This is a genomic window from Flavobacterium chryseum (assembly GCF_004362015.1).
Taxonomy (GTDB): Bacteria; Bacteroidota; Bacteroidia; order Flavobacteriales; family Flavobacteriaceae; genus Flavobacterium.
The window spans coordinates 47,432-71,601 of the sequence record NZ_SNWW01000014.1 but is presented as its reverse complement, the minus strand read 5'-3'; the positions used below and the strand labels follow the sequence as shown (position 1 = coordinate 71,601).

23 protein-coding genes are annotated in these 24,170 nt (G+C 30.9%); 10 read left to right on the top strand and 13 right to left on the bottom strand.

The genetic code is table 11. The features are described from left to right. Window positions 1-94: 94 nt before the first annotated feature. The 10 genes from EV143_RS20030 to EV143_RS19985 all read right to left on the bottom strand — a co-directional run bounded on the left by EV143_RS20030 (window position 95) and on the right by EV143_RS19985 (window position 10,941). Window positions 95-1,630 carry a serine hydrolase gene (locus EV143_RS20030; protein ID WP_133509707.1) on the bottom strand — a complete coding sequence of 512 codons (1,536 nt, stop codon included), beginning with the start codon at window positions 1,628-1,630 and terminating at the stop codon, window positions 95-97. An 18-nt stretch (window positions 1,631-1,648) separates the two neighbouring features. Further along, window positions 1,649-2,440, bottom strand: a complete 792-nt coding sequence (locus EV143_RS20025; protein ID WP_133509706.1) for a TrmH family RNA methyltransferase — start codon at window positions 2,438-2,440, stop codon at window positions 1,649-1,651. Between the two features lie 234 nt (window positions 2,441-2,674). Further along, a complete protein-coding gene (locus EV143_RS20020) occupies window positions 2,675-3,760 on the bottom strand; it encodes an alkaline phosphatase family protein (protein ID WP_133509705.1) in 1,086 nt (361 codons plus the stop codon). Between the two features lie 191 nt (window positions 3,761-3,951). Further along, entirely contained in the window at window positions 3,952-4,863 is a 912-nt protein-coding gene (locus EV143_RS20015) for a hypothetical protein (RefSeq protein ID WP_133509704.1), read from the bottom strand. Between the two features lie 30 nt (window positions 4,864-4,893). Then, the gene (locus tag EV143_RS20010; protein WP_208111292.1) at window positions 4,894-6,174 is read right to left on the bottom strand and encodes a DUF58 domain-containing protein; all 1,281 of its coding nucleotides are present in this window, start codon (window positions 6,172-6,174) and stop codon (window positions 4,894-4,896) included. Window positions 6,175-6,251: 77 nt separating this feature from the next. After that, window positions 6,252-6,851 carry a hypothetical protein gene (locus tag EV143_RS20005; RefSeq protein ID WP_133509702.1) on the bottom strand — a complete coding sequence of 200 codons (600 nt, stop codon included), beginning with the start codon at window positions 6,849-6,851 and terminating at the stop codon, window positions 6,252-6,254. A 49-nt stretch (window positions 6,852-6,900) separates the two neighbouring features. After that, complete coding sequence (locus EV143_RS20000; protein ID WP_133509701.1) at window positions 6,901-7,914, bottom strand: AAA family ATPase; 1,014 nt, start codon at window positions 7,912-7,914, stop codon at window positions 6,901-6,903. Between the two features lie 32 nt (window positions 7,915-7,946). Then, window positions 7,947-9,182 (bottom strand): DUF4350 domain-containing protein, encoded by a 1,236-nt coding sequence (locus tag EV143_RS19995; protein WP_133509700.1) that lies wholly within the window; start codon window positions 9,180-9,182, stop codon window positions 7,947-7,949. After that, a complete protein-coding gene (locus EV143_RS19990) occupies window positions 9,175-9,948 on the bottom strand; it encodes a DUF4129 domain-containing protein (protein WP_133509699.1) in 774 nt (257 codons plus the stop codon). Before EV143_RS19990 ends, EV143_RS19995 begins: the two co-directional genes overlap by 8 nt. A 12-nt stretch (window positions 9,949-9,960) precedes the next feature. Further along, window positions 9,961-10,941 (bottom strand): stage II sporulation protein M, encoded by a 981-nt coding sequence (locus tag EV143_RS19985; RefSeq protein WP_133509698.1) that lies wholly within the window; start codon window positions 10,939-10,941, stop codon window positions 9,961-9,963. A 20-nt stretch (window positions 10,942-10,961) separates the two neighbouring features. Here EV143_RS19985 and EV143_RS19980 point away from each other — a divergent pair, with 20 nt between their 5' ends. The 8 genes from EV143_RS19980 to EV143_RS19945 all read left to right on the top strand — a co-directional run bounded on the left by EV143_RS19980 (window position 10,962) and on the right by EV143_RS19945 (window position 19,851). After that, window positions 10,962-11,705, top strand: coding sequence for an RDD family protein (locus EV143_RS19980; RefSeq protein WP_133509697.1), 744 nt, complete (start codon window positions 10,962-10,964; stop codon window positions 11,703-11,705). 138 nt (window positions 11,706-11,843) lie between these two features. Beyond that, window positions 11,844-12,689 carry a hypothetical protein gene (locus tag EV143_RS19975; protein ID WP_133509696.1) on the top strand — a complete coding sequence of 282 codons (846 nt, stop codon included), beginning with the start codon at window positions 11,844-11,846 and terminating at the stop codon, window positions 12,687-12,689. Window positions 12,690-12,781: 92 nt separating this feature from the next. Further along, entirely contained in the window at window positions 12,782-13,384 is a 603-nt protein-coding gene (locus tag EV143_RS19970; protein WP_133509695.1) for a trimeric intracellular cation channel family protein, read from the top strand. Between the two features lie 126 nt (window positions 13,385-13,510). Then, on the top strand, window positions 13,511-14,488 hold the full coding sequence (locus tag EV143_RS19965) for a GNAT family N-acetyltransferase (RefSeq protein ID WP_133509694.1): 978 nt from the start codon (window positions 13,511-13,513) through the stop codon (window positions 14,486-14,488). 15 nt (window positions 14,489-14,503) lie between these two features. Further along, window positions 14,504-15,646 carry a DegT/DnrJ/EryC1/StrS family aminotransferase gene (locus EV143_RS19960; protein ID WP_133509693.1) on the top strand — a complete coding sequence of 381 codons (1,143 nt, stop codon included), beginning with the start codon at window positions 14,504-14,506 and terminating at the stop codon, window positions 15,644-15,646. Window positions 15,647-15,661: 15 nt separating this feature from the next. Next, window positions 15,662-16,984, top strand: a complete 1,323-nt coding sequence (locus EV143_RS19955) for a CDP-glycerol glycerophosphotransferase family protein (RefSeq protein ID WP_133509692.1) — start codon at window positions 15,662-15,664, stop codon at window positions 16,982-16,984. A 40-nt stretch (window positions 16,985-17,024) separates the two neighbouring features. Beyond that, window positions 17,025-18,380 (top strand): bifunctional cytidylyltransferase/SDR family oxidoreductase, encoded by a 1,356-nt coding sequence (locus tag EV143_RS19950; protein ID WP_133509691.1) that lies wholly within the window; start codon window positions 17,025-17,027, stop codon window positions 18,378-18,380. 13 nt (window positions 18,381-18,393) lie between these two features. Further along, a complete protein-coding gene (locus EV143_RS19945) occupies window positions 18,394-19,851 on the top strand; it encodes a lipopolysaccharide biosynthesis protein (protein WP_133509690.1) in 1,458 nt (485 codons plus the stop codon). A 43-nt stretch (window positions 19,852-19,894) separates the two neighbouring features. On the opposite strand, the gene EV143_RS19940 is transcribed toward EV143_RS19945, so the two are convergent. Next, on the bottom strand, window positions 19,895-20,797 hold the full coding sequence (locus EV143_RS19940; protein ID WP_133509689.1) for a glycosyltransferase: 903 nt from the start codon (window positions 20,795-20,797) through the stop codon (window positions 19,895-19,897). A 90-nt stretch (window positions 20,798-20,887) separates the two neighbouring features. Here EV143_RS19940 and EV143_RS19935 point away from each other — a divergent pair, with 90 nt between their 5' ends. Next, window positions 20,888-21,277: a sugar 3,4-ketoisomerase gene (locus tag EV143_RS19935; RefSeq protein WP_133509688.1), complete on the top strand. Its 390-nt coding sequence runs from the start codon at window positions 20,888-20,890 to the stop codon at window positions 21,275-21,277. Beyond that, on the top strand, window positions 21,277-22,374 hold the full coding sequence (locus tag EV143_RS19930; RefSeq protein ID WP_133509687.1) for a glycosyltransferase family 4 protein: 1,098 nt from the start codon (window positions 21,277-21,279) through the stop codon (window positions 22,372-22,374). Before EV143_RS19935 ends, EV143_RS19930 begins: the two co-directional genes overlap by 1 nt. Here EV143_RS19930 and EV143_RS19925 read toward each other — a convergent pair. Then, window positions 22,369-23,247, bottom strand: a complete 879-nt coding sequence (locus tag EV143_RS19925) for a glycosyltransferase family 2 protein (RefSeq protein ID WP_133509686.1) — start codon at window positions 23,245-23,247, stop codon at window positions 22,369-22,371. The two genes, EV143_RS19930 and EV143_RS19925, sit on opposite strands and share 6 nt — an antisense overlap. Beyond that, window positions 23,247-23,930 (bottom strand): cell division ATP-binding protein FtsE, encoded by a 684-nt coding sequence (locus EV143_RS19920; RefSeq protein ID WP_133509685.1) that lies wholly within the window; start codon window positions 23,928-23,930, stop codon window positions 23,247-23,249. Before EV143_RS19920 ends, EV143_RS19925 begins: the two co-directional genes overlap by 1 nt. Window positions 23,931-24,170 lie beyond the last annotated feature (240 nt).

Genomic DNA, 24,170 nt, shown 5'->3' with positions numbered 1-24,170 from the left:
AAATCTAAAATCTAAAATCTAAAATCTAAAATCTAAAATCTAAAATCTAAAATCTAAAATCTAAAATCTAAAATCTAAAATCTAAAATCTAAAATTATTCTTTAGAGAAATCTAAATCCTGAAAATCATAACTAAAATCAGTTAATTCAGAAATTGGAAGCATTTTTAAGTTGATGACTTTTCCGCTTTCATCGTATTTAAAAAGTAAATGTGCATCGGCATGAAAAAAGGCGTTATTCCATTTTACGACATAGTTTCCGTTTTTATAGTAAAAGACTTCACCCACTAATTGTGTTGAACGTTTTGAGGCAAAATATAATTTTCCTTTTTTCTCTGTAATATAAATTTCGCCAAACCAGTTGTCTTTGTAAGTTCCTGTTATTTTAGAAAAATCTGTTTTTATTTTATCTTTTTTGTTTTTGGCAACAGTTGCCCAAACTTCATCTGTGACTTTATCTGCAGAGTCTTCGTTGGCTTTCATTCGATTGCTGTAAATCGTTACATAATCATCAGATTTAATACCTAAATAACTGTCTTTTATCGTATTTGTAATAGCATTAAAAGCAGCTCCGGATTGTTGGTTTGTTAAAACAATAATTCCCAAACCAAGTTCCGGAATCAAAGTAGTCTGCGTAACATTTCCTTCTAAACCTCCGGTGTGCGAAACTTGCTTATATCCTTTGATGTCACTCAAGAACCAACCTAAACCATATCCTGCAAAATGAGTATTGTACGGAGGTTTTGTTTTGGCTGGAGTAATGGTTTGCAATTGCCACATTTCATCGTGTTCTTTCTCAGAGAATAATTGTTTGTCACCGTATTTTCCATTATTGATTTGTAAAATTGCCCATTTACTCAAATCGTTTACGCTTGAATAAATTCCCGCAGCGCCATCAAAAAGCTGATTTTCGTAACGTTTTATGGTTTTTAATTTTCCATCAACCGGAACGTGAGGCGTTATTACGTTGGTAGTATCTTTCAAACGTTTTATCGAAGCCACACTATTGTTCATTTCTAATGGTTTCATGATGCGTTCTTCAACAAAATCTGCCCAGCTTTTTCCACTTACAACATGCACGATTTCACCCGCAATAATGTACATTAAATTGTCATAATCGTATTTGGTTCTAAAACTAGAAACTGGTTTTAAATAACGTAAATTATGAATGATATCAGTTGCTTTAAAATCGCTTCCGTCCGGCCAGATCATCAAATCTCCTGCACCAAGACCAAGTCCGCTTCTGTGGGTTAATAAGTCACGAATTGTAAATTCTTTAGTTACATAATCGTCATACATTTTAAAATCAGGAAGATATTGAATCACTTTATCATCCCATTTTATTTTGCCTTCATCAACCAACATCGCTAATGCGGCAGTTGTAAAAGCTTTACTGTTTGAGGCGATTCCAAAAAGTGTATTTCCATCTACTTTTTCCTGAGTTAAAACAGATTTCACGCCATATCCTTTTGATAAAACTACTTTTCCGTCTTTTACAATCGCAACGGCAATTCCCGGAACATCAAAAGCTTTAATTGTTCTGTTTACTAAATCATCGACTTCCTGAGTCGAGATTTGTGCTGAAACGGTAAAACCAAAAAAGAATAGTAGAAGGGATAACTTATAACTCATAATTGATAATTTTTTAAATTAATTAAATCCTCTTTGGCGTTTTGCTTCGAAAATTAAAATGGCAGCAGCAACAGAAACATTCATGCTGTCAATTTCGCCCTGCATCGGAATAATGATATTTTGTGTCGCAGCGTCACGCCAATCCTGCGTTAAGCCCGTAGCTTCCGTACCCACAACCAAAGCGGTTGGAGTTGTAAAGTCCTGTGTATGATAAGATGTTGAATTTTGTAATGTGGCGCAGTAAAAATCGATCTTTTTTTCTTTCAAAAAAGCAATAATTTCTTCTGTTGTTCCGGTTGCAATTTGGTTGGTAAACAAACAGCCAACGCTCGAACGTACTATATTTGGATTGTATAAATCACTTTTTGGATTCGCGATTAAAACGGCATCCAGATTTGCAGCATCAGCCGTACGTAAAAGCGCCCCTATGTTTCCCGGTTTTTCCGGAGCTTCAGCAACAATAATCAACGGATTATCTGATAATTTTAAATCAGCTAATAACATCGATTTGGTTTTGGCTATTGCCAGAATGCCTTCGGTTGTATCGCGATAAGCCAATTTCTGATAAACTTCTTTATTGATTTCTATTAATTGAACCGGGGTGTTAACCAGTTTATGAATCTGATTTTCAGTAACTAATTCGGGTAAAAATAAAACGGTTTCTATTTCGTAACCGCCTTTTATGGCTAATGAAATTTCACGTAATCCTTCAATCAAAAATGTTCCGGTTTGTTTGCGTGCTTTTGCTTTTTCCTGCAATAACACTAAAGATTTTATAAACGGATTTTGAATTGAAGTAATTTGTTTCATTTTTTTTAAAGGTAATTAGGTTCTGAGGTGCTAAGGTACTGAGATTTTTTTAAAATAGGAGCAAAGGTTCAGAGTTGCAAAGGTTCAGAGGTTTTTCCGCAAATCTTTTAAAAAAGTTTGCCACGAATTTCACGAATTTTCACAAATTTTTACAAATTTTTAATCGCATTGAAAAATAATGATTCGTGAAAATTCGTGAAATTTGTGGCAAAAAAATATTTCAGGTTTTATAAATTATTTTTCAAAAATTTCTTTAATCTCATTTGCTACAGGATGTTCTGCTGTAAAAGTATATCCCATAATTTTGGCAATGGTTTGTGCGAATTGTTTTTGATAGAATTGAGAATCTGTTTTGATTTCGCCTTTTGGGGCAATTTCAGGACCTATTGCAGCGAACCAAATTTGTGATGCTCCAACAATTTTATCACCATGAGTTGTCCATTCTGCCTTTGTTTTGTCTCCGCGACCGTGATCTACGGTTATTAATAAGGTAGTTTTATTTTTATATTGAGGATCGTTTTGTACAAAATCCCAAATTTGTTTTATCCATTTATCAACCTGATTGGCAGCGTCAAGATACGATCTGTAATGTCCGTGATGCGCCCATTCATCAGTTTCTCCGTAAGAGATGTAAAGTACTTTTGGTTTGTTGGTTTTCAGTTCGTTCAGCGCTTCATAATTGGTAAAAACATCTAAACATTCGTCTTCATGAAAAGGTTTAAAAGAATCATCACGCATTTCATTTAGCAATTTTTGAGCCGCTGTCGGATTTTTCCCTCCAATTTTATCGAAGGCAGAAATTACAGGAAAACCGCTTCTTTCTTCATTCAAAATTCTGTCAAAAGCGTCCCAAGCTCCAAAAGCGGCAACTTTTCCTTTTATTTTGGGCTGTTTGTTTAAAAACTCCAAAACAGTAACATTCGGATTTGGTTTGTAATCGTTAGAATTGACGGCAAGATCTACATTTCCGGTCATGATTTCGCTATAACCCGGATAACTAAACCAATACGGATTTGAAACATCTACTTTATTGCCCAGATAGCGATTTCCGTAAATCTGACCTTTTGTTGCGATTTCAGTCCATAAAAAAGGCATTAGTTTTTTGCGGGCTGCTGCAAAATCAGAACCTGCGTATTTTTTATAAATGTAAGTGCTGTCTCCCTGATTAAAATTTTTATCGTTGGCAATTGCAGTATCCATTCCTTTAAAGACTTCCTGCCATCTAAAACCATCTGTAGTGATGATAATAATATTTTCTGTTTTTTGTGCGTGAGACAAAAAGCTGAATAAAATAAATAGAATTGAAAATGCTTTTTTCATATTTTTTAAGTTACAAAAGTTCATACAAACAAAGGTTCAAAGATTTTCGATAATTCTTATATTAATCTTATGAAGTTGATAACTTAATAATACGCATTTTACATTTTCAAAACATACACTTCATATCTTTTACAAAATTCCTTTTGCTTAGAATCTAAAATTAAATTTTGCGAAGAACTTATTCTAAATCATCAAAAAGAATTTACTTTAAAAATTAATTGCAGTTTAATTGAATCCTTTTTTGAATTTGGATATTTTTCACTGTTAATTCTTTTTTCAAATTCTTTCATAATATCTAGATCCAAATCTTTAACAGCAAATAAGATATCATTATTTTCCTTATTTAATTGAAATTGAACCATGATCTTGCCCGGTTTCAATGAATTTTTGAATAGTTCTTCAAATATTTGATTTGTGTTATCTATAATTAAATTAATATCATCAATGGAACTATTTTTATTTATTTCTTCGTCAGAACTTAGTAATACAACTTTTTCAAGCTTAGTTTCCTGCACTCCTTTAGAAATTGACTCAGCTTCTTTTCCATTTTGATATTGTTTAACAGCACCCGGTTTTGGAGCTTCGTCGAGCCAAAGCAATTTTAAATCTTTTTTTAATAAATTTAAAATATAATTATGTTCTTTAGTTTCTATAATTAGCAAAGGTTCATCAATATCAAATGATATTACAGACCAATAATACTTTAATTCTTCTTCATTAGCTTTTCTAATTTTGTAATCCTGAGCAACTTCATTTTTAAATTCATCCCATATTATTTTAGAATCATTAATATCATTACTCATTTTCCCGTCAAGTACTAAATCATCAACGTGAAATTCAACTTTTCCTTGTTTTATATTTTGTATTTTTTCCTTGTCTTTAAACCTTTTCCATAATTCAGGTCCAATGATGAGATTATCCTGTACTATTTTGTAGCCGTTAGTATTTGATAAGTTATCTATAATTAGTTTTTTAGCTTTTTCAATTACTTTAGGATTGCAATAATTATATACAATTCCATTTGGAATTGTTATGGTTTCGATTTGTTGTGCACGAGATAAAAAATTAACTAAAACAAATGTGATTAAAAGTATTTTTTTCATTTAAAGTTTTTTAAAACAATCATTTTTATTTTACAAAATCCCTCTCGCTTTAATTTCCAAATACTTATTAATAGCATCTAAAGTTAAATTTTCAGGTTGCGTTAATACAGAGTGAATTCCGTATTTTTTGAGTTCATTAGCAATAAGCCTTTTTTCGAACATGAATTTTTCGGCAATTACTTTATCATAAACTTCCTGAATCGTGTCGGTTTTTTTGTTGATGATTTCGTTTAGTTCTGTATTGCTAAAGAAAACGACAACCAGTAAATGACTTTTTGCAATTCCTTTTAAATAGGGCATTTGGCGGTTTAAACCGTCCATTGTTTCAAAATTGGTGTACAAAATAATCAAACTTCTTTGGTTGATGTTTTTCTTAATATCAACATATAATCGGCTGTAATCACTTTCAAAAAAATCTGTTTTGATGTTGTATAAAGTCTCCAGAATTTTTTGCATTTGCGAACCTCTTTTTTCGGCATAAACTCTGTTTTCTACTTTTTTAGAGAAAGCAAAAATTCCGGCTTTATCTTGTTTTTTCAGGATAACATTTGCGAGAACCAAAGTTGAATTTATAGCATAATCCAGCAAACTCAATCCGTTAAAGGGCATTTGCATTACTCTGCCTTTATCAATTGCCAAATAAACCGATTGCGATTTTTCATCCTGAAACTGATTCACCATTAAGGCATTTTTCTTGGCAGTAGCTTTCCAGTTTAAAGTGCGGAGATCATCGCCCTGAACATATTCCTTAATTTGCTCAAACTCCATAGTATGACCAATTCGGCGAATTTTTTTGATTCCGTATTGATATAAATTATTCGAAAAAGCCAGCAAATCGTATTTTCTCAATTGAATATATGACGGATATGTCGGAACCATTTGATCCTTATCAAAAGTAAATCTTCTTGAAATTAATTTTAAAGGTGAAGAAACATAGATGTTTAAATTTCCGAAATAATATTCTCCACGTTCAGTCGGGCGTAAATCATAACCAATTTTATCCTGAGCCGAAGCTTTAATTGTTCTTATAATTTTAAAATCGCGAACCTGAAACTGAAACGGAATTTCATCAATAATTTTAATTGAAATTGGAAATGTATAATGATTTTTGATTGAAATACTTACCGGATTTAAATCGCCATTCGAAAGTTTTTCAGGCGTTTCTCTTGTGGCTTCAATTCCTGTTCTGGTTAAATATAAAATCAAAATGTCAAGTGCGAGAAAAGTAATTAAAACTAAAACCACAAACCAAACGCCATTATATATATTCGGAAAAATAAAAGCACAAACAAACAATCCTACAATGCCCATGAGCACGTAGAAAAAGAAGTTGTTGAGATATAGACTTTTTATGAATTTCAATTTAATAAAATTAAGGTTATTGTTTTTTAAAGCCCAAGAAAACTTTTGTAATTAAAGCCATCTAAAGCAGCGATTTTCCAAATTCCATTTTCTTTAACTGCGGTTACTTTATATTTTGGAGTTTCTTTCCATTCGGTCCATGTCCAGTAAAAAGTAGCTTTGTTATTTTCGATTTTTAAGTTGTTTAGTTTCAATGTTTTCCAAAATGCTTCCGGATTATCCTGACAATCACACCATGGGTTGCTGTCATTGCCATACGGAGGCAAATCACCAACAAAATATTCCATCTTATTGTTTTTAAGATTATCACCAATTTTCAATCCTATTTTATTGTAATTGTCAATAAATTGTTGTGCAAAAAAGTTAGATTTTTTAAGTTCTTCTACTATTTTGTTGTGTGTTTTTACATTCAATCCAACATATTTATCGCCTTTTTTATTTGCAATAACTTCAAAATCATCTTGTGTTTTTTTAGTCTCAATCCATTCATAAGCTTTTCTTATTAATGTTTCGAGTTGCTCTTTATCGCTTGCAAAATAAATTGAAGTAGTTGTGTTTTCGATTGGTTTAAAACTAACCAACGAAAGTCCAATAAATAACAAAAAATATAGTTTATATAATCTCATTTTAAAATTTAGTTTTTCAAATCAACAATCAACAATTAACCATTAAGAATTATCGTGGAATTTCTACTGTTTCAATAATTTGTTTGATGATTTCTGAGCTTGTTATGCCTTCCATTTCGCGTTCCGGAGCCACAATTACACGGTGTTGTAATACAGGAACTGCGGCTTCTTTAATATCTTCCGGAGTTACAAAATCACGGCCACGAATAGCAGCAAAACCTTTTGAAGCGTTCAGAATAGCGATCGAGGCACGAGGCGAAGCTCCTAAATATAAGAAAGCGTTTTCTCTGGTATTCACCACGATTCTGGCAATGTATTCCAGTAAATTTTGCTCAACTCGAATTTGTTTGATTAAAGCTTGGTACCCTTTTATTTCTTCGGCAGAAAGTATGGTTTTTATAGCTTCTAATTTACCGTGATTCTGCAATACATGTTCTCTTTGAATGATCTGAATTTCTTCGTCTAATTTTGGATAATCAATAGAAATTTTGAATAAAAAACGGTCTAATTGCGCTTCCGGCAAACGGTATGTTCCTTCCTGCTCGATTGGGTTTTGAGTGGCAATAACCAAAAACGGAGTTTCAAGCTGATAGGCATAACCATCAATTGTAATTTGGCGTTCTTCCATTACTTCAAAAAGTGCGGCCTGCGTTTTTGCTGGAGCACGGTTGATCTCATCAATTAAAATTAAATTCGAGAAAATCGGACCTTGTTTAAACTCAAATTCTGAAGTTTTCAGGTTAAAAATTGAAGTTCCTAAAATATCTGAAGGCATTAAATCCGGCGTAAACTGAATTCGGCTAAAGCCAATATTCAAGGTTTTAGATAATAATTTAGCAGTAATCGTTTTAGCAACTCCCGGAACACCTTCAAGCAAAACGTGTCCGTTTGATAAAATGGCAACCAAAAGCTGATCGATCATTTTATGCTGACCTACAATTACGGTTTCAAGCTCTTTTTTGATGCTGTTTACGTGCTCTAAAAGCGGCGCTAAATTTATTCTGGTTTCAAAATTCACGTTTTCATTTGTGATTTCTGTTTCTGGTGTATTAAAATCGTCCATGTTTTGGTCTGTTTTCTTTTATTATTCTTTGTTTAATGTAAAACTTTCTCGATCGCGTTATTAATTCTGATTAAATCTTCTTCGAGACTTCCGTGATAACTTTTTCTGTGTTCGTTGATTAAAAATACAAGTTCACGAATATCGTTTTCTTCTTTTCCTGATTTATGCTGCAATTTTTTGATGAAATCATCATCCAGTTTTGTGGTGTCAATTAAATATTCGTTTCGGATTCTTTCGAGAAAATAAATAATTTTTTTATCAATAATATTATCGTGATCGCCTTCCTGATAATATAAATTTCCAATTGTTTTTGTAAAATCAAGCGTTAAATTAGGCAACGGTTTTAAAATCGGAACAACTCTTTGTTTTCGTTTGGCATTAAAAATAATGAAAATCAAAATTCCGATTAAAGATAAATACAACGCCCATCTTAATGAAGGCTGACTTAAAATATAACGCCACGGCGAGTCAGAAATCGATTCGTTATTTTGTCCTTTTGTATACCAAAAAATGTCGCCTTTAGGAACATAAGAAAGCACACTTTGAGCATATTGAAAATGATCTTTTTTTAATAAATGATAGTTTGTAAACGCAACAGGCTGTGTGTGCAAATAAAAATAACCATTGATGTAAGGAACTTTAATAAAATTGATTTGCTTTTTGATTCTATTTCCCTGATAACCTAAAACGGTCGTATTTAAGGTGTCAATTTTAGAGAAATAGTAATTTCCAGTTTCTTCAATTATAGGATATCTTTTAGGATTTACTCCTTTATTTGCCAACCAAACCGAAGTGATATTTTCGTTTTGAAAACTTGTATTTATTTCAATTTTCAAACTGTCTAATAATGACTGAGGGAAAGTTTTCATGCTCAAAAAAGCATTGTTTCCGTGCGATACAAAATAAAAAAGTTCTGTAATAGATTGGTCATCAATAGTTCCTGATTCTGAAATTCCGGGTTGTGGAGCTCCAAATTCTGAAATATTAAAAAAGGTGCCTTTTATTTTATATTTTCCCTGTACTGTATCCGGAATGTATTTTGAATCGAGAAATTCATACGGCGTTATTGCCGAAACTCTTTCGATCTTTTGTTTCTTTAAAAGTCCGTTGATTTCTTTATCAAAAACATATAATCCGTACGGGATTTTGTCATTGACAGAATAGGTTGGGCGCCAATCTATAGGTTTTTGATCATTTCGGCCTGCTATTAAAATTAAGGCTAAAACAAAAACCAAAATAGCAATATAAATTTTGATGGATTTACTCATTGCTAAAGGTTTTTATAGATTTCTTAAATCGGTTTTCGGTTTTTATGAAAGGCGTTTCATCGATTTCAAATTCACCATACCAAATATGGTTGTATAAATAGGATAAATATGTGAATTCTTCTCTGTGAACCGGACTTTGAATTTCGTACAAATAATCAGAATTCGTTTTTTCGATATCCCATTCAATATAATGATTTTGCGCCATGACCTTCAACAACCACAAGTAATAGTATCGAATAGCAATTCTTCTTTCTCCGTTTTGAATGCTTTCCTTGATTAACTTTTCGAAATCTAAAAGGTGAATATTTTTTTCAATTTCAGAATAATAAACTGTTTTTTTGTGCGCATTTTTTCCAAAAATCCATTGTCCTTCTTTGGCAATGATGGCTTTTACAATCAAATAAATGACAAAAACAACAATCAGAATTGCCAGGACTCTTAGTAAAATAACGACAAATCGGAGTGAAGCTTCTGGATTACTAAAGGTGAACATTCTTCTAAAAATACTGGCAAGCCATTCTTTAAAATAATCCCAGGCTGTTTTTTCGGGTGCTTTTTGTTCGTAAACAAAATCCGAATCGGTATATTTTTTTTTGAAGTTTTTAGAAAAAGTTTTGGCTTCAACGGTATCAGAATCTATTTCGATATCTTTTTCAGTATATTTTACAGACTCCACTTTTGGCGGTTCAGCTGTAGCCGAAGAATCCTGAGCATTTGAAATGCCACAGTAAAAAAGAAAAGATAAAACGAGGAAAATTTTATTCATTATCGGTTTCGGTTAATTCAATTTGGCAGATAAGTGTTGTGTTTTTTTGTGTACTATAAAAGGATAAACCAGATAATAATAAGAAATTATGCCAAGTGTAACCAAAATGATACAACTACTAAGCCAATTGGGCATATCGATAGAATATCGGGTAATAAAACCTTCTAAAAATCCTGCGCCAATCGTAAAAGGAAATGTGCTTAGGAATATTTTAAAACTGTTTTTAAAACCTATTTTAAATGAATTTACTCTTGAAAAAGTTTTAGGAAATAAAATAGAAGCGCCTAAGATAAATCCGGCAGCAGTTTCGATTACAATCGCAAAAATTTCCATAGAACCGTGAATCCAGATTCCGCGAACGCTTTTCCAGAAAACATTCTGATCGTAAAAAAAGTATTGAAAAGCGCCCAGCATAATCCCGTTTTGCGAAGAAATATAAAAAGTTCCCAAACCCCCAAAAATGCCGTAAATGTAGCATCTTGCACCAACATTTAAGTTATTCATGGTAATGCCAACAAAACTTCCCCAATTACTTCCGCTGCCGTAAACCGCCATTGGATTACCTTTTTTGATATTTTCAAGCGTCATATTTACATAACCATCGCTTAAAATTAAGCGAACAAAATTTTGATCATATATTGCTGAAACTACACCAATTGCAACGGTTATAAAAAACAAAATGAAAGAATACAGTAAATAACGTCTGTACTCGTAAACCAATAACGGAACTTCGGTTTTGAAAAACTCAAAGAACCTTTTTTTTTCAGATCGTTTTGTTTTGTAAATCTTCTGATAAATTTGTGAAGCCAGATGATTTAAATAAACTACGGTTTTGCTTTTTGGATAGTAAGTTTGCGCGTACGACAAATCATTCATCATTTGAATGTACAAATTAGCCAACTCATCAGGATTTTTTTTAGCTTTACCAAAAATTGCTAGCTCAAATTCTAGCCATTTTTCTTTATTTTGTTTTATAAACGCAATTTCTCTCATTGTAGGCTAAAATATAAAATATGTCAGAATTATCAATTAATACGACGCAAAATGTTAAAATAAATTTTATAGCGGCATCTGTTGGTGAACGAATAGGATCTTATTTAATTGATTTTGCTATAAAAATAGCTTATATAATCGTTATATCCTTAATCGTTTTTTATTGGCTGGGTTTCGCAGACTCATTCTATAAACTTGATTCATGGTCTAAAATAGCTATTATTTTGTTTCTGTATTTTCCGGCAATAATCTATTCAATTACTTTAGAGAGTATTTTTGAAGGTCAAACCTTCGGAAAAAAATTAGTCAAAATAAAAGTCGTTAAAATTGATGGTTATCAGGCAGGATTTGGAGATTATTTAATGCGCTGGTTTTTCAGGATTATTGATATTTCATTTTTCTACGGAATTGTGGCTTTGATAGCTGTGATTTCAAGTAAAAAAGGACAACGTTTAGGCGATATGGTTGCGGGAACAGCCGTTATTACTTTAAAGAATAAAATTAATATAAGTCATACTATTCTTGAAGAAATAGGAAACGCCTATATACCAACTTATCCTTTGGTTATAAAATTGTCTGACAATGATATGCGAATCATTAAAGAAACTTTTCAAAGAGCTGATGTTAAGAATGATTATGAAACAATTCAAAAATTAGTTTCTAAAATTGAAAGCGTAACCGGAATTAAAAATCAATCCGGAAATGACAGGGATTTTCTTCGAATTATCTTAAAAGATTATAATTTTTATACCCAGAATATGTAATTATATAAGCTCTTAAATGTTTTAATTTAGATGTTTTGTTAACTTTGTTTTGTAAGTAAATTATTGTTTTTAATAGTTTATTTAAAAAAGGCGTAACCGAAAAGCCATAAGAGTAGGAGAAACATCATTTGAAATATTATGAAAATTAAAAAAGCTATTGTAATTATAATGCTGTTGTTTGTTTCTGTTTTGACATTTGCTCAAACAAAAAAACTGGATAAAATTATAAAAAGAGATTACCAGATTATTGAAGGTACAATCGTAAAAATGTCTGATAAAACAGTCGAATATTCATTACCAGGCGAGACGTTGCAAATTTCTCTTGATGTATCTCAAATAGCAAGAATTGATTTTGCCAGCGGTCGCTCACAAACTTTTGATATTTCTGAAAACAACAACTCACAGCCAAGTTCAAATCAAAATATTGCTGTTGCAGAACTAAAACCAAATACAATTGCTGTACTGCCAATTCCGTATTTAAATTCAGATAATCAACAAAGTTCTGAAGACATGGCAAAATTTGCACAAAATGATCTTTATAATAAATTGCTTGATAAATCATCAAATATTTTTCCGCTTACCGTTCAGGATTTAAGAACTACAAATAGTTTGCTGCATAAAGCCGGAATTGATCATACTAATATTGACGAAACGCCAATTCAGGATCTTGAGAAAATATTAGGCGTTGATAATATTGTAGCTGCTAAAGTTTCCTACACCATGAATTCGGGTACCACTTCTACCACTTATAATAGCGGCAATGCAAAAGTAAGCGACAATGATAAAAAGATTAAAACAAACGATACTTCTACTACAACAGCTTCGACCCAGGTTTATTATTACTATACCGTTTACTTTGATATGTATAAGAATGCTACAAAAATTTATTCTCAAACGCGTAAACCTTTTTTGGCGGTAAAAGACAGTTGGATGGAATCGATATCGTACTTGTTGAAAAGAAGTCCGATTTATGTAAAAAAATAGATTTTGTGCATTGATGAAATTTAAGAATAAAATTACAACCAAGAGAATTAATCTTTGCACCTTTGCGCCTTTGAAACCTTGAACCTAAAAAAATGTTCCATTTATTAGATATTATTGGTACAATGGCTTTTGCCATGTCCGGCGCTTTAACAGCAATGCATAAAAAACTCGATCCCTTTGGGGTTTTTATTATTGCTTTTGTTACGGCAGTTGGCGGCGGTACTTTGCGTGATGTTCTAATAGGCAGAACTCCGGTTGGCTGGATGCTGAATTTGCAGTATGTTTATGTAATTATTTTAGGTTTTGGTCTTGCAATTCTTTTCAGAAAAAAGTTTGATAAACTCAGAACTTCCTTGTTTTTATTCGATACAATTGGCCTTGGTGTTTTTACATTAATTGGTCTTGAAAAAGGAATTTCCATTGGTCTGCATCCAGTTATTTGCATTGCTTTAGGAACGATGACGGCTTGCTTTGGCGGCGTTATAAGGGATATTTTATGTACTGAAATTCCAACTATTTTTAGAAGAGAAATCTACGCCACGATTTGTATTTTGGGTGGAATCGTATTTTTTATATTAAAGAAGCTGAATTTAGAAGATGATATATTGTATTTGCTAACGTCGGTAGTTATTATTTCAGTTCGTTTAATGGCGGTAAAATTCAAGTGGTATTTGCCGGCATTTGATCACAAATAATTTTTTTGCCGCGAATTTCACGAATTGGCACGAATTAAATTAGTTTAAAATTAATACAATTTTTAAGAACAAGGAAAATAAATCAGCGGAAATTTGTGAAATTCGTGGCAAAAAGTAAATGGAAAAATGACAAAATACATCGTAAAAAAATACGAACAGAACGATCATCAAATTTGGAATGATTTTATTGCTCAGGCCAAAAATGCAACGTTTTTGTTCCATCGCAATTTTATGGATTATCATCAGGATCGTTTTGAAGATTTTTCACTTTTGGTATTTAAAGATCAGAAACTAAAAGCGGTTTTGCCTGCAAATAAACGAGATAGTCATATATATTCTCATCAGGGATTAACTTATGGTGGATTAGTTTATAACGAAAGAACAAAATTAACATCAGTAATTGAAATTTTTCAGGCTATTTTGCTTTTTTTGAATGAAGGTAAATTTCAAAAATTATATTTAAAAACACTTCCGTCGATTTACCACCTTAAACCTGCCGAGGAAATTTTATACAGTTTATTTTTGGCAGAAGCAAAGCTCATTCGAAGAGATTCACTTTCAGTTATTGATTTATTTCAGAAAAATATAATTTCAAAAATTAGAAAAAGAAGTTTACAAAAAGCCACTTCAAATCAATTGATAATTAAAGAAGAAAACAATTTTGAATTATTTTGGAATGAGGTTTTAATTCCGAATTTAGAAATAAAACACAATGCAAAACCCGTTCATTCAGTAGAAGAAATCAACCAATTAAAATCGCATTTTCCAGATAATATTCATCAGTTTAATGTTTATTTAGAAGATAAAATTGTTGCAGGAACAACTGTTTTTGAAACTGAAACCGTGGCACATTGTCAATATATTTCAAAAAATGAGAACGACGAAGATTTAGGAAGTTTAGATTTTTTATTTGATTATCTGATTCAGGAAAGATTTGCTAAAAAGAAATTTTTCGATTTTGGAATTTCAAATGAAAATCAAGGAAAAAATCTTAACGAAGGATTGTCTTATTGGAAAGAGAGTTTTGGTGCAAGTACGATAGTTCATGATTTTTATGAAGTGGGGACGGCAAATTATAACAAGTTAAATGGTATTTTTGTTTAAACAATTAAAGATAAAATGATATCATTTCTTGATCTTAAAAAAATAAACGAGCCTTACGAAACTGCTTTTCAGGAAAAATTGAAAACAGTTTTGCATAACGGCTGGTATATTTTAGGAAAAGAATTGGAAACTTTTGAAAAGGCTTTCGCCGAATATAATCAGGCAAAATACTGCATTGGAGTAGGAAATGGTTTCGATGCTTTAGTTTTGATTTTTAAAGGATATATCGAATTAGGAAAACTTCAAAAAGGCGATGAAGTTATTGTTCCCGCCAACACTTATATTGCGAGTATTTTAGCCATTTTACAGGTAGATTTAGTTCCTGTTTTGGTCGAGCCAAAGTTAGAAACCTACAATATCAATCCAGATTTAATTCAGGAAAAAATTACTCCAAAAACAAAAGCCATTTTAGTCGTTCATTTATATGGACAATTGGCTGAAATGGAAAGAATTAATAAGATTGCGAATCAAAATAATTTGTTAGTTATTGAAGACGCAGCACAATCGCATGGAGCTTTTGAAAATCCCAATAATTCTAAATCCCAAATCCCAAACGCAATGAATGTCATTCTGAGCGAAGTCGAAGAATCTTCAGGAACAAAAGCTTTCAGTTTTTACCCAGGAAAAAATCTTGGTTGTTTAGGCGATGGCGGAGCAATCACAACAAATGATAAGGAATTGGCAAAAGTACTTTTTTCGCTTCGTAATTATGGTTCTGAAAAAAAATATTATAATGAATATGTTGGAGTAAATTCAAGATTAGATGAACTTCAGGCTGCTTTTTTAAATTTAAAATTGCCAAATTTAGATAATGACAACAATAAGCGCCGGGCAATTGCAAAACGTTATTTATCTGAAATAAAAAACAACAAAATTGAATTGCCATTTTGGGGTTTTTCAGAAAATCATGTTTTTCATTTATTTGTAATCCGGACAGAAAACAGAGAAGCTTTGCAGGAATATTTAACTCAAAATAATATTCAAACCGTAATTCATTATCCAATTCCGCCGCACAAACAAAAAGCATTTCCGGAATGGAATAATTTATCATTTCCAATTACAGAAAAAATTCACAACGAAGTTTTAAGTTTGCCTATTAGTCCGGTTTTGACAGAGGAAGAAGTCAGTTTTGTTATTGAAATTTTAAATAGGTATTAATTTTAATTTGATAAAATGACAGAATTAAAATTAGCTATTAAAAAACACGTACCTGAAAAGATTTGGTTTTCACTTATTAGAATTTATAATTTCACAAAACTTCGTGCTTTATATGATTTATATCAAATTAAAAAAGCACCTAAAAAACACGAAAAAGCGCTTCAAATTGTTAGAAAAAAAGAAAAAGTAAAAGTAAAAGTTGCCTTCTTTTTAATTCATGAATCGGTTTGGAAATATGATGTGCTTTTTGATTTAATGCTACTGCATCCCAGATTTGAACCTCAAATTTTTGTTTGTCCAGCCGTAAATTTTGGTATGGAAAATATGCTGTTTGAAATGGACAAATCATATGATGCATTTAAAAAGAAAGGTTATGAGATTATTAAAACTTATGATAAAGTAACGGGAGAATATTTAGATATAAAAAATACTTTTTCCCCGGAAATAATCTTTTTTACAAATCCTTATGAAGGTTTACAAGATTATAGATATTATATAAAACAGTTTTCTGACACCTTGACTTGTTATGTGCCTTATGCTATTATGACAACCAATTATGATGCTTTTTATGATTTAAATTTTCATAATCTTGTTTGGAAAATATTTTCAGAAACGCCTATTCACCAAAAAATAGCATTTAAAAAGCAAAGAAATAAAGGAAAAAATAATGTTGTAACAGGTTATCCGGGATTTGATAAGTTGTTAATTAATAAAATGCCAAATAATAGTATTTGGAAAAATAAAAATGCAAAGCTAAAAAAAGTAATATGGGCACCGCATCATTCAATGAATGAACTAAATAAGGTTTCCAATTTTTTAGAGTATTTTGATGTATTTTTAGACTTGGCTAATACTTATAAGAACAAGTTGCAAATAGCATTTAAACCGCATCCGTTATTGAGAATTAAATTAGAAAATGATTTAAATTGGGGTAAAGAAAAAACGGACATATATTATGAAAAATGGATGAATTTAGAGAATGGTCAGTTTGAAAATTCAGATTATGGAGATCTTTTCTTAACATCCGATGCTTTAATTCACGATTGCGGTTCGTTTATGGCAGAATATCTCATTACAGGAAAACCTTCTCTTTTTATGGTTAGAAATGAATCTGTTATGAAAGAATGGAGTGAATTTGGAGAGAAGGTTGTGTCGGTGCACTATCAATCCAGAAATAAGGAACAATTGATAGATTTTATCGATAATGTTGTGTTGAATGAAAATGACTGGATGAAAGAAAAGCGTTTAGATTTTGTGCAGGATAATCTAATACAAAAGAATAAATTAACCGCTTCTCAAAATATAATGAATTACTTAGAAACTCAAATTTTCAACTAATCTATCTAATGAATTTTAAACTTTTATTAAAGAATAATAAATGAATATAGCTGTCATTTTAGCGGGAGGAACGGGAATTAGGTTAGAAAAATCTTTACCTAAACAGTTTTTTAAAGTTGCCGGAAAGATGGTTATAGAACATGCTGTTGATGCATTTGAAAAAAATGAATTAATTGATGAAATTGCCATTGTTATTAATAAGCATTATCTCTTTATGGTGGAAGATATGATCATTAAAAATGAATGGAAAAAGATTAAGCGAGTTTTAATTGGAGGCGAAGAGCGATATCATTCCAGTCTTTCGGCAGTTAGTGCTTATGATGATTTTAAAGATGCTAATTTGATTTTTCATGATGCTGCCCGTCCGTTAATTAGTCAAAGAATCATTAATGATGTTGTAAAAGCAATGGATCATTATAAAGCTGTTGATGTTGCTATTAATTCTGCGGATACTATTATTGAAGTTGAAAATGATATTATAACAGCTATTCCGGAGAGAATAAAAATGCGTCGAGGACAAACTCCTCAAGGGTTTAAACAAGTTGTTATTGCAAAGGCATACGAGTTGGCATTACAAGATAAAAATTTTAAGGCAACCGATGATTGTGGAGTTGTAAAGAAATATTTGCCCGATGAAAAAATTTATGTAGTAAATGGTGAAGAAGTTAATATGAAGTTGACTTATCCGGAAGACACTTATTTATTGGATAAATTATTTCAATTGCGTTCGGTCGAAATTCAAAATATAAAACTGTCTGTAGAGTCTTTATCAGATAAAGTTATGGTTGTTTTTGGTGGTGCTTACGGAATAGGGAAAAGTATTGTAGATTTAGGAAAACAGAACGGAATTCGAGTTTATAGTTTTTCACGAAGTGAAAATAATGTAGATGTCTCTAATATGGATGCCGTTATAAATGCTTTGGAAAAAGTGTTTCAAATAGAACATAAAATTGATTTTATTGTTAACACAGCAGGAATATTGTATAAAGAGCCATTGGAAACGATGAATTATCAAGATATTCTGAATTCGATAAATGTAAATTATACTGGAATAGTTAATATTTCACTTGCTTCATTACCTTATTTAAAAAAATCAAAAGGACATATTTTATTTTTCACTTCGAGTTCCTATACAAGAGGCAGAGCATTTTACAGTATTTATTCTTCGAGTAAGGCTGCTACTGTAAATTTTGTGCAGGCAATTTCGCAAGAATGGGAAACGTTAGGTATCAAAGTAAATTGCATGAATCCGGAACGTACACAAACACCAATGCGAATAAAAAATTTTGGTAATGAACCGGAAGATACTTTATTAAAACCAGAAATTGTTGCTTTAAGATGTATCCAGACTTTATTGTCTAATTATTCAGGGCAAGTTATAGATGTACGACTTTAAAGCAATAAATTGAATGCACGATAGCTCTCTAAAATCAACCGCAACAAAAGGAATTATTTGGTCTGCTGTAGATAAATTTGCAGTTCAGTCAGGACAATTCTTTGTGGGTATAGTACTTGCACGAATTTTGCTGCCGGAAGATTTTGGTTTAATAGGAATGTTAACCATTTTTATAGCCATTTCACAAACTTTTATTGAAAGTGGTTTAGGAGTGGGTTTAATTCAGCGTCAAAATAGGTCAGATATTGATTTTTCAACTCTATTCGTGTTCAATTTAGCAGTAAGTAGTTTTTTTTATTTTGCATTATTTTTTTCAGCGCCTTTTATTTCTTCTTTTTTTGGACAACCCCGATTAACTGACTTGACACGAATATTGGGACTAATTCTATTTTTAAATGCTTTTGCAATTGTTCAACGAACGAAACTAACAATCTTGATTGATTTCAAATCGATCGCAAAAAGTAATGTAATTGGAATGATTGCAGGCGGATTATGTGGAATATTTGCTGCTCTAAACGGATATGGTGTTTGGTCGTTGGTTATTCAAATGCTTATTGGTTCGTTCAGTTCTTCAGTGACTTTATGGTTTTTAAGTAATTGGTTTCCTTCTATATCTTTTTCTAAAAAATCATTTAAATCATTATTTGGTTATGGCTCAAAACTGCTGGCAGCCGGTTTGTACGCTCAATTATTAAACAATGTGTATAATATTTGCCTAGGAAAATTTTATACAACTGCTACACTGGGATATTACGTTAGAGCTAAAAGTTTTGCAGACATATCTGCAGGCACAGTTGTAAGTATTTTGCAACAAGCGACTTTCCCTATTCTTACCAAAGTACAACACGATAAAGAGAAATTAGTTTCTATTTATAGCAGAATAATTCGCATGTCGGCTTTTTTGATAATTCCATTAATGACTCTCATTGCTTTACTGGCAAAGCCAATTGTAATTCTATTACTTACAGAAAAATGGAATTCACTTATTCCACTTTTACAATGGATTGTTTTTTCGCGTGTTTTTCTTCCAATGAGTGCACTTAATATGAGTCTATTAAATGCAGTCGGACGTTCAGACTTATTTCTAAAAGTAGATTTATCTAAACTGCCCTTAACAATACTGGCTATGATTATCACAATTCCTCTGGGAGTAAAAGCTATTGTAATTGGGCATGTTGTTACATCAGCTGTATTTTTTGCTGTAAATGCTTATCTGCCAGGAAAGTTTTATGGTTATGGTTTTATTAAACAATTGAAAGATATGCTGCCTTTTTTGCTTGCTGCAATAGGAATGACAATTGTAGTATTTATAGTGTCTTATTTTATAAGTAATCTGATACTTCAGTTACTTTTAGGAACTATAGTTGGAATAATAACTTATTTGTTTATCTGCTGGTTATTAAAATTGAACGAGCTAACGGAAGTATGGAAATTATTTTTGAATTTGAGGAAAAGACAGCACTCTAAATAGAGAAAATAGGAGTTCTGAAATGATATGTACAAATTTACAGATTTCAATATTTTTTAAAATTTGTTCTGCAAAATAACCAAAATCGCAAACCTACATTTTTCAAAAATAAACTATAATCTTTAATTTTAAAAGTGTGAATTATTTCATGATGTACTCTTTTTTGAACAGTAAAATCTTCCTCTTTTGTGCGATTTAATTTAATACCTTTTTTCAGGACTAAATAAGTAGATAAATTTATTTTTTTAAATCGGGAAGTATGATTAATATAAAAGTTGGTAGTTAAGGAATTAGCCGAAATTCTTTTTTTAATTAAAACTTCATCTATAAAATCAAATTCATATAAACGAGATGAGCGTATCCAAAAATCTAAATCCTCATAAGCAAGTGTTTCATCATAACCGTTTAAGAAATCATAAACTGATTTTTTAGCCATTGAAGAAACGGAACAAATACTATCTCCGCCAGAAAGAACACTTAAATAGATATTACCTGTTTGTCTTTTTTGGATAATTTTTCGGTTATGATCTACAGGAAAATAATAAGAATCAAATTCACCATTTTCAGTAATTAATTCAGCATTTCCGTAAACAATTCCGAGGTTTTTAAAGATACTTTCGTTAAAGGCTTCTATTTGTAACGAAATGCAATTTGAAACTAAAACGTCATCAGCAGCCAAATCAATGATGTAATCTCCATTGGCTAATTTAAGCGCTTTATTGAATGATTTAGTATTTCCTAAATTGGTTTCATTGGCAATAAATTGAGCTTCAGGATAATTTAAGAGCCATTCTTTTATTATGTTTTTAGAATTATCAGTACTGTAATCATCTACAATTATTAATTCAATAAACGCATAATCCTGATTGATAACTGAAAGCAAACTCTCTGTAACAAATTTTTCGTGATTATAACACAAGCAAATAACTGTGACTAATTTATTTTGCATATTGTTTTTAAAGAGTTATATATTTGATACGAAAATAAGAAATCGATAAGTATTAGTGCCTAACAAAAATTATAAAATTGAAATAACATTATGAATATAGTTTTAATCGATTTTCCAAAAATTGAAAATATTTTAGGCAACATTGCAGTAATTGAAAATGATACTATTCCTTTTGAAATAAAAAGAGTCTATTATTTATACGATATCCCAAGTTCTTCAAAAAGAGGTGGGCATTCCCATAAAAAACTGCAACAAATTTTAATCGCAATTTCCGGAAGTTTTGACGTCGTTTTAAAAGATGGTAAAACCGAAAAAACAATCACTTTAAATAAACCAGATAAAGGTTTGCTGATTGAAAATAATATCTGGCGCGAGCTCGAAAATTTTTCATCTGGAGCAGTTTGTCTTGTTTTAGCATCTGAAGTTTTTGATGAAGATGAGTATTTACGAGACTACAGTGAATTTTTGAAATCAAAATAATGAAATTACTTTATATCACGCAAAGGGCAAATGAAGAAGGAGGAGTACAAAGAGTGCTTGCAGTAAAAACCAATTATTTAATTGAAAAATTTAATTATGAAGTTTGCATTATTACTCAAAATGAAGGAAATGAAAATCTTTTTTTTGAATTTAATAAGCAAATTAAATTCTATGATATTTCACTTAAAAGCAATAAAGCTTTTAATTTACTTCGATATAAAAAAGAGCTGCAGAAATATATAAAAAAAATACAGCCAGACTGTATTATCGTTTGTGATTTTGCACTAAAATCATTTTCAATTCCATTACTTATAAATACAAAAGTGCCCATAATTTTTGAAGCACACGGTTCCAGATTCAATGAATACAGGGAATCTCATTTTTTTGGATTTACCAATAAATTCAAATATATATATCGAAATTATTGTGCTTCTCAATTTTTATCTTTTATCGCATTATCAAAAGAAAGCTTGAACGAATGGTCTGTTAAAAACAGCACCATAATTCCTAATCCATTATGGATTGAAACGAAATCTTTTTCAGATTTGAAATCAAAAAAAGTTATTGCTGTCGCGAGACATTCACATGAAAAAGGAATTGACAGATTATTGCAAATATGGAAATTAGTTGCAGAAAAACATCCTGATTGGTTATTAGAGATTTATGGAAAAGAAAACGAAGATTTAGGATTATTAAACTTAGCAAAAAAATTAAAGATTGAAAAAAATGTAGTTTTTGCTGATCCGGTTAAAAAGATACAAGAAAAATATACAGAAGCATCAATATTGGTAATGACTTCCAGAAACGAGGCATTGCCAATGGTTTTAATTGAAGCTATGGCTTGCGGTTTACCCTGTGTCGCATATGATTGTCCTGTCGGTCCAAAAGCAATCATACAAAACAATAAAAATGGATTTCTTATTGAAGATGGGAATAAAGACGCTTTTGTTGAAAAATTAAGCCTCTTGATAGAAGATGAAAATTTACGGATAAAGATCAGTAAAGAAGCAATAAAAAGTATAGAAAAATATGATTTAAAAACTATAATGAACCAATGGAGAACTTTATTTGATTCAATTAAAGGAGTTAATTTATAAAGTACAATAATATCCCAATCGATAAATATCAAACAACAAAAGCGATGGTTTTTTACCTAGCAATTGTTTCAAAAAAAACAATCTAAATGTTTTAAACCCAAAAGCAATTATCGATTGTAAGCCATATTTTTTCAAGATTAAAAAATAATGGGACAGTCTTACATAATCAGAAGAAATTAAATTAGAATCTACAAGGTTTTTTAATCCCACAACCGCTTCCTCAGATTTTCTTAAGAATGTTTTGCTATCCTCAATTCCTAAATGATAAACGGGATTTTCAATATGAATAATTTCAATTTTATATTGCATTAATTCATAGGAAAACAAAGTATCTTCATGTCTTAAATTTGGAATGTTTTCATTAAAATTTACTTGAGAAAAAACACTCTTTTTAATCAGAAAATTTAAGGTTAAAAATGAAAGATAAGGATTTTTATTTCGCTCTAAAGTAGATAACGCTTCACGTTGTGTGCCATAAACCCAGCGTAAAAGTTGTTCTTTTAGAGGTTTTGAAGCTTCATACAAAATGCCTCCATAAACTACTTTTTCATTATTATTTATTTCTGAAACATAGTTAGAAAGAAAATTATCATGAACCGGAATTGTATCAGCATCCAGAAAAAGCAAGTTGTCATAAGTTGCTTTTTGAGCTAACAAATTCCGAATAGCACTTCGGCCTATGTTTTTATCTAAAACAGAATAAGAACTATCTTTGAGTAGATTGATTTTTTGATTTTCCGATAAAAAAGCTTCAGAACCATCATCTAAACAAATAATTTCAAAAGCAATATTACATTCCAAAGCCTGATTATACAATGTTTCGACAAGCGGAAAAACATTATAGTTATAAACAGGAATTAAAATAGAAAGCATTACACGCTGCGTTGCACCACTTCAAATATTCTTTCATCCTCGCATTTCAATGTTTTAGATGGAAATTTCATTAACAAAGCATAATCGTGCGTTGCCATTATAACCGTTTTACCATTTGCATTGATTTTTTTCAATACTTCAAGAACTTCAGAACTTGTTTGAGGATCAAGGTTTCCTGTTGGTTCATCGGCAAGAATAAATTCAGGATCGTTTAATAAAGCTCTTGCAATTGCAACACGTTGTTGTTCTCCGCCCGAAAGTTGGTGCGGCATTTTATTGATGTAATCTTTCATACCAACTTTATCAAGAACTTCATCAATTTTACGTTCCATTCCTTCTTTATCAACCCATCCTGTTGCTTTTAGAACAAAAAGCATGTTGTCTTTTACAGAACGGTCCGGAAGCAATTTGAAATCCTGAAATACGATTCCAATTTTACGTCTCAAGTACGGAATATCATTTTCTTTTAAATTAGCCAAATCAAATTCTACAATATGACCTTCACCTTCTGTTAAAGGCAAGTCTCCATATAAAGTTTTCATGAAACTACTTTTTCCGGAACCTGTTTTTCCAATTATATAAATGAATTCGCCGTGTTGAACATCTAAATTGATATGAGATAAAATTTTTCTTCCTTCTTGATATATAGTGACTTCCTTAAGAGATAGTACGGTTTGTGACATAATAAAAGTGATTTTAATGGTAAAAGTAATAAGATAACGGTTGGATTCAAAATAAAATTGAATCATTTCTAAAGAAAATTTATAAAACGCAGAAATGAAATTTTAAACGTCTTAAGTGATTTTAGCTGAGCTGAGTAAATATTCCCCAACTAAAAAAACATATGACTTGTATTGTTAAACTATAATTTGAATAATAAATTGTTTGAGAAAGTTTGAGAACCAATATTTTGAAGCTCAAGA

What these genes read in the sequence shown, in the direction of transcription:
- EV143_RS20030 (WP_133509707.1), bottom strand. Translation starts at nt 1,630, where the DNA reads ATGAGTTATAAGTTATCCCTTCTACTATTCTTTTTTGGTTTTACCGTT.
- EV143_RS20025 (WP_133509706.1), bottom strand. Translation starts at nt 2,440, where the DNA reads ATGAAACAAATTACTTCAATTCAAAATCCGTTTATAAAATCTTTAGTG.
- EV143_RS20020 (WP_133509705.1), bottom strand. Translation starts at nt 3,760, where the DNA reads ATGAAAAAAGCATTTTCAATTCTATTTATTTTATTCAGCTTTTTGTCT.
- EV143_RS20015 (WP_133509704.1), bottom strand. Translation starts at nt 4,863, where the DNA reads ATGAAAAAAATACTTTTAATCACATTTGTTTTAGTTAATTTTTTATCT.
- EV143_RS20010 (WP_208111292.1), bottom strand. Translation starts at nt 6,174, where the DNA reads ATGGGCATTGTAGGATTGTTTGTTTGTGCTTTTATTTTTCCGAATATA.
- EV143_RS20005 (WP_133509702.1), bottom strand. Translation starts at nt 6,851, where the DNA reads ATGAGATTATATAAACTATATTTTTTGTTATTTATTGGACTTTCGTTG.
- EV143_RS20000 (WP_133509701.1), bottom strand. Translation starts at nt 7,914, where the DNA reads ATGGACGATTTTAATACACCAGAAACAGAAATCACAAATGAAAACGTG.
- EV143_RS19995 (WP_133509700.1), bottom strand. Translation starts at nt 9,182, where the DNA reads ATGAGTAAATCCATCAAAATTTATATTGCTATTTTGGTTTTTGTTTTA.
- EV143_RS19990 (WP_133509699.1), bottom strand. Translation starts at nt 9,948, where the DNA reads ATGAATAAAATTTTCCTCGTTTTATCTTTTCTTTTTTACTGTGGCATT.
- EV143_RS19985 (WP_133509698.1), bottom strand. Translation starts at nt 10,941, where the DNA reads ATGAGAGAAATTGCGTTTATAAAACAAAATAAAGAAAAATGGCTAGAA.
- EV143_RS19980 (WP_133509697.1), top strand. Translation starts at nt 10,962, where the DNA reads ATGTCAGAATTATCAATTAATACGACGCAAAATGTTAAAATAAATTTT.
- EV143_RS19975 (WP_133509696.1), top strand. Translation starts at nt 11,844, where the DNA reads ATGAAAATTAAAAAAGCTATTGTAATTATAATGCTGTTGTTTGTTTCT.
- EV143_RS19970 (WP_133509695.1), top strand. Translation starts at nt 12,782, where the DNA reads ATGTTCCATTTATTAGATATTATTGGTACAATGGCTTTTGCCATGTCC.
- EV143_RS19965 (WP_133509694.1), top strand. Translation starts at nt 13,511, where the DNA reads ATGACAAAATACATCGTAAAAAAATACGAACAGAACGATCATCAAATT.
- EV143_RS19960 (WP_133509693.1), top strand. Translation starts at nt 14,504, where the DNA reads ATGATATCATTTCTTGATCTTAAAAAAATAAACGAGCCTTACGAAACT.
- EV143_RS19955 (WP_133509692.1), top strand. Translation starts at nt 15,662, where the DNA reads ATGACAGAATTAAAATTAGCTATTAAAAAACACGTACCTGAAAAGATT.
- EV143_RS19950 (WP_133509691.1), top strand. Translation starts at nt 17,025, where the DNA reads ATGAATATAGCTGTCATTTTAGCGGGAGGAACGGGAATTAGGTTAGAA.
- EV143_RS19945 (WP_133509690.1), top strand. Translation starts at nt 18,394, where the DNA reads ATGCACGATAGCTCTCTAAAATCAACCGCAACAAAAGGAATTATTTGG.
- EV143_RS19940 (WP_133509689.1), bottom strand. Translation starts at nt 20,797, where the DNA reads ATGCAAAATAAATTAGTCACAGTTATTTGCTTGTGTTATAATCACGAA.
- EV143_RS19935 (WP_133509688.1), top strand. Translation starts at nt 20,888, where the DNA reads ATGAATATAGTTTTAATCGATTTTCCAAAAATTGAAAATATTTTAGGC.
- EV143_RS19930 (WP_133509687.1), top strand. Translation starts at nt 21,277, where the DNA reads ATGAAATTACTTTATATCACGCAAAGGGCAAATGAAGAAGGAGGAGTA.
- EV143_RS19925 (WP_133509686.1), bottom strand. Translation starts at nt 23,247, where the DNA reads ATGCTTTCTATTTTAATTCCTGTTTATAACTATAATGTTTTTCCGCTT.
- EV143_RS19920 (WP_133509685.1), bottom strand. Translation starts at nt 23,930, where the DNA reads ATGTCACAAACCGTACTATCTCTTAAGGAAGTCACTATATATCAAGAA.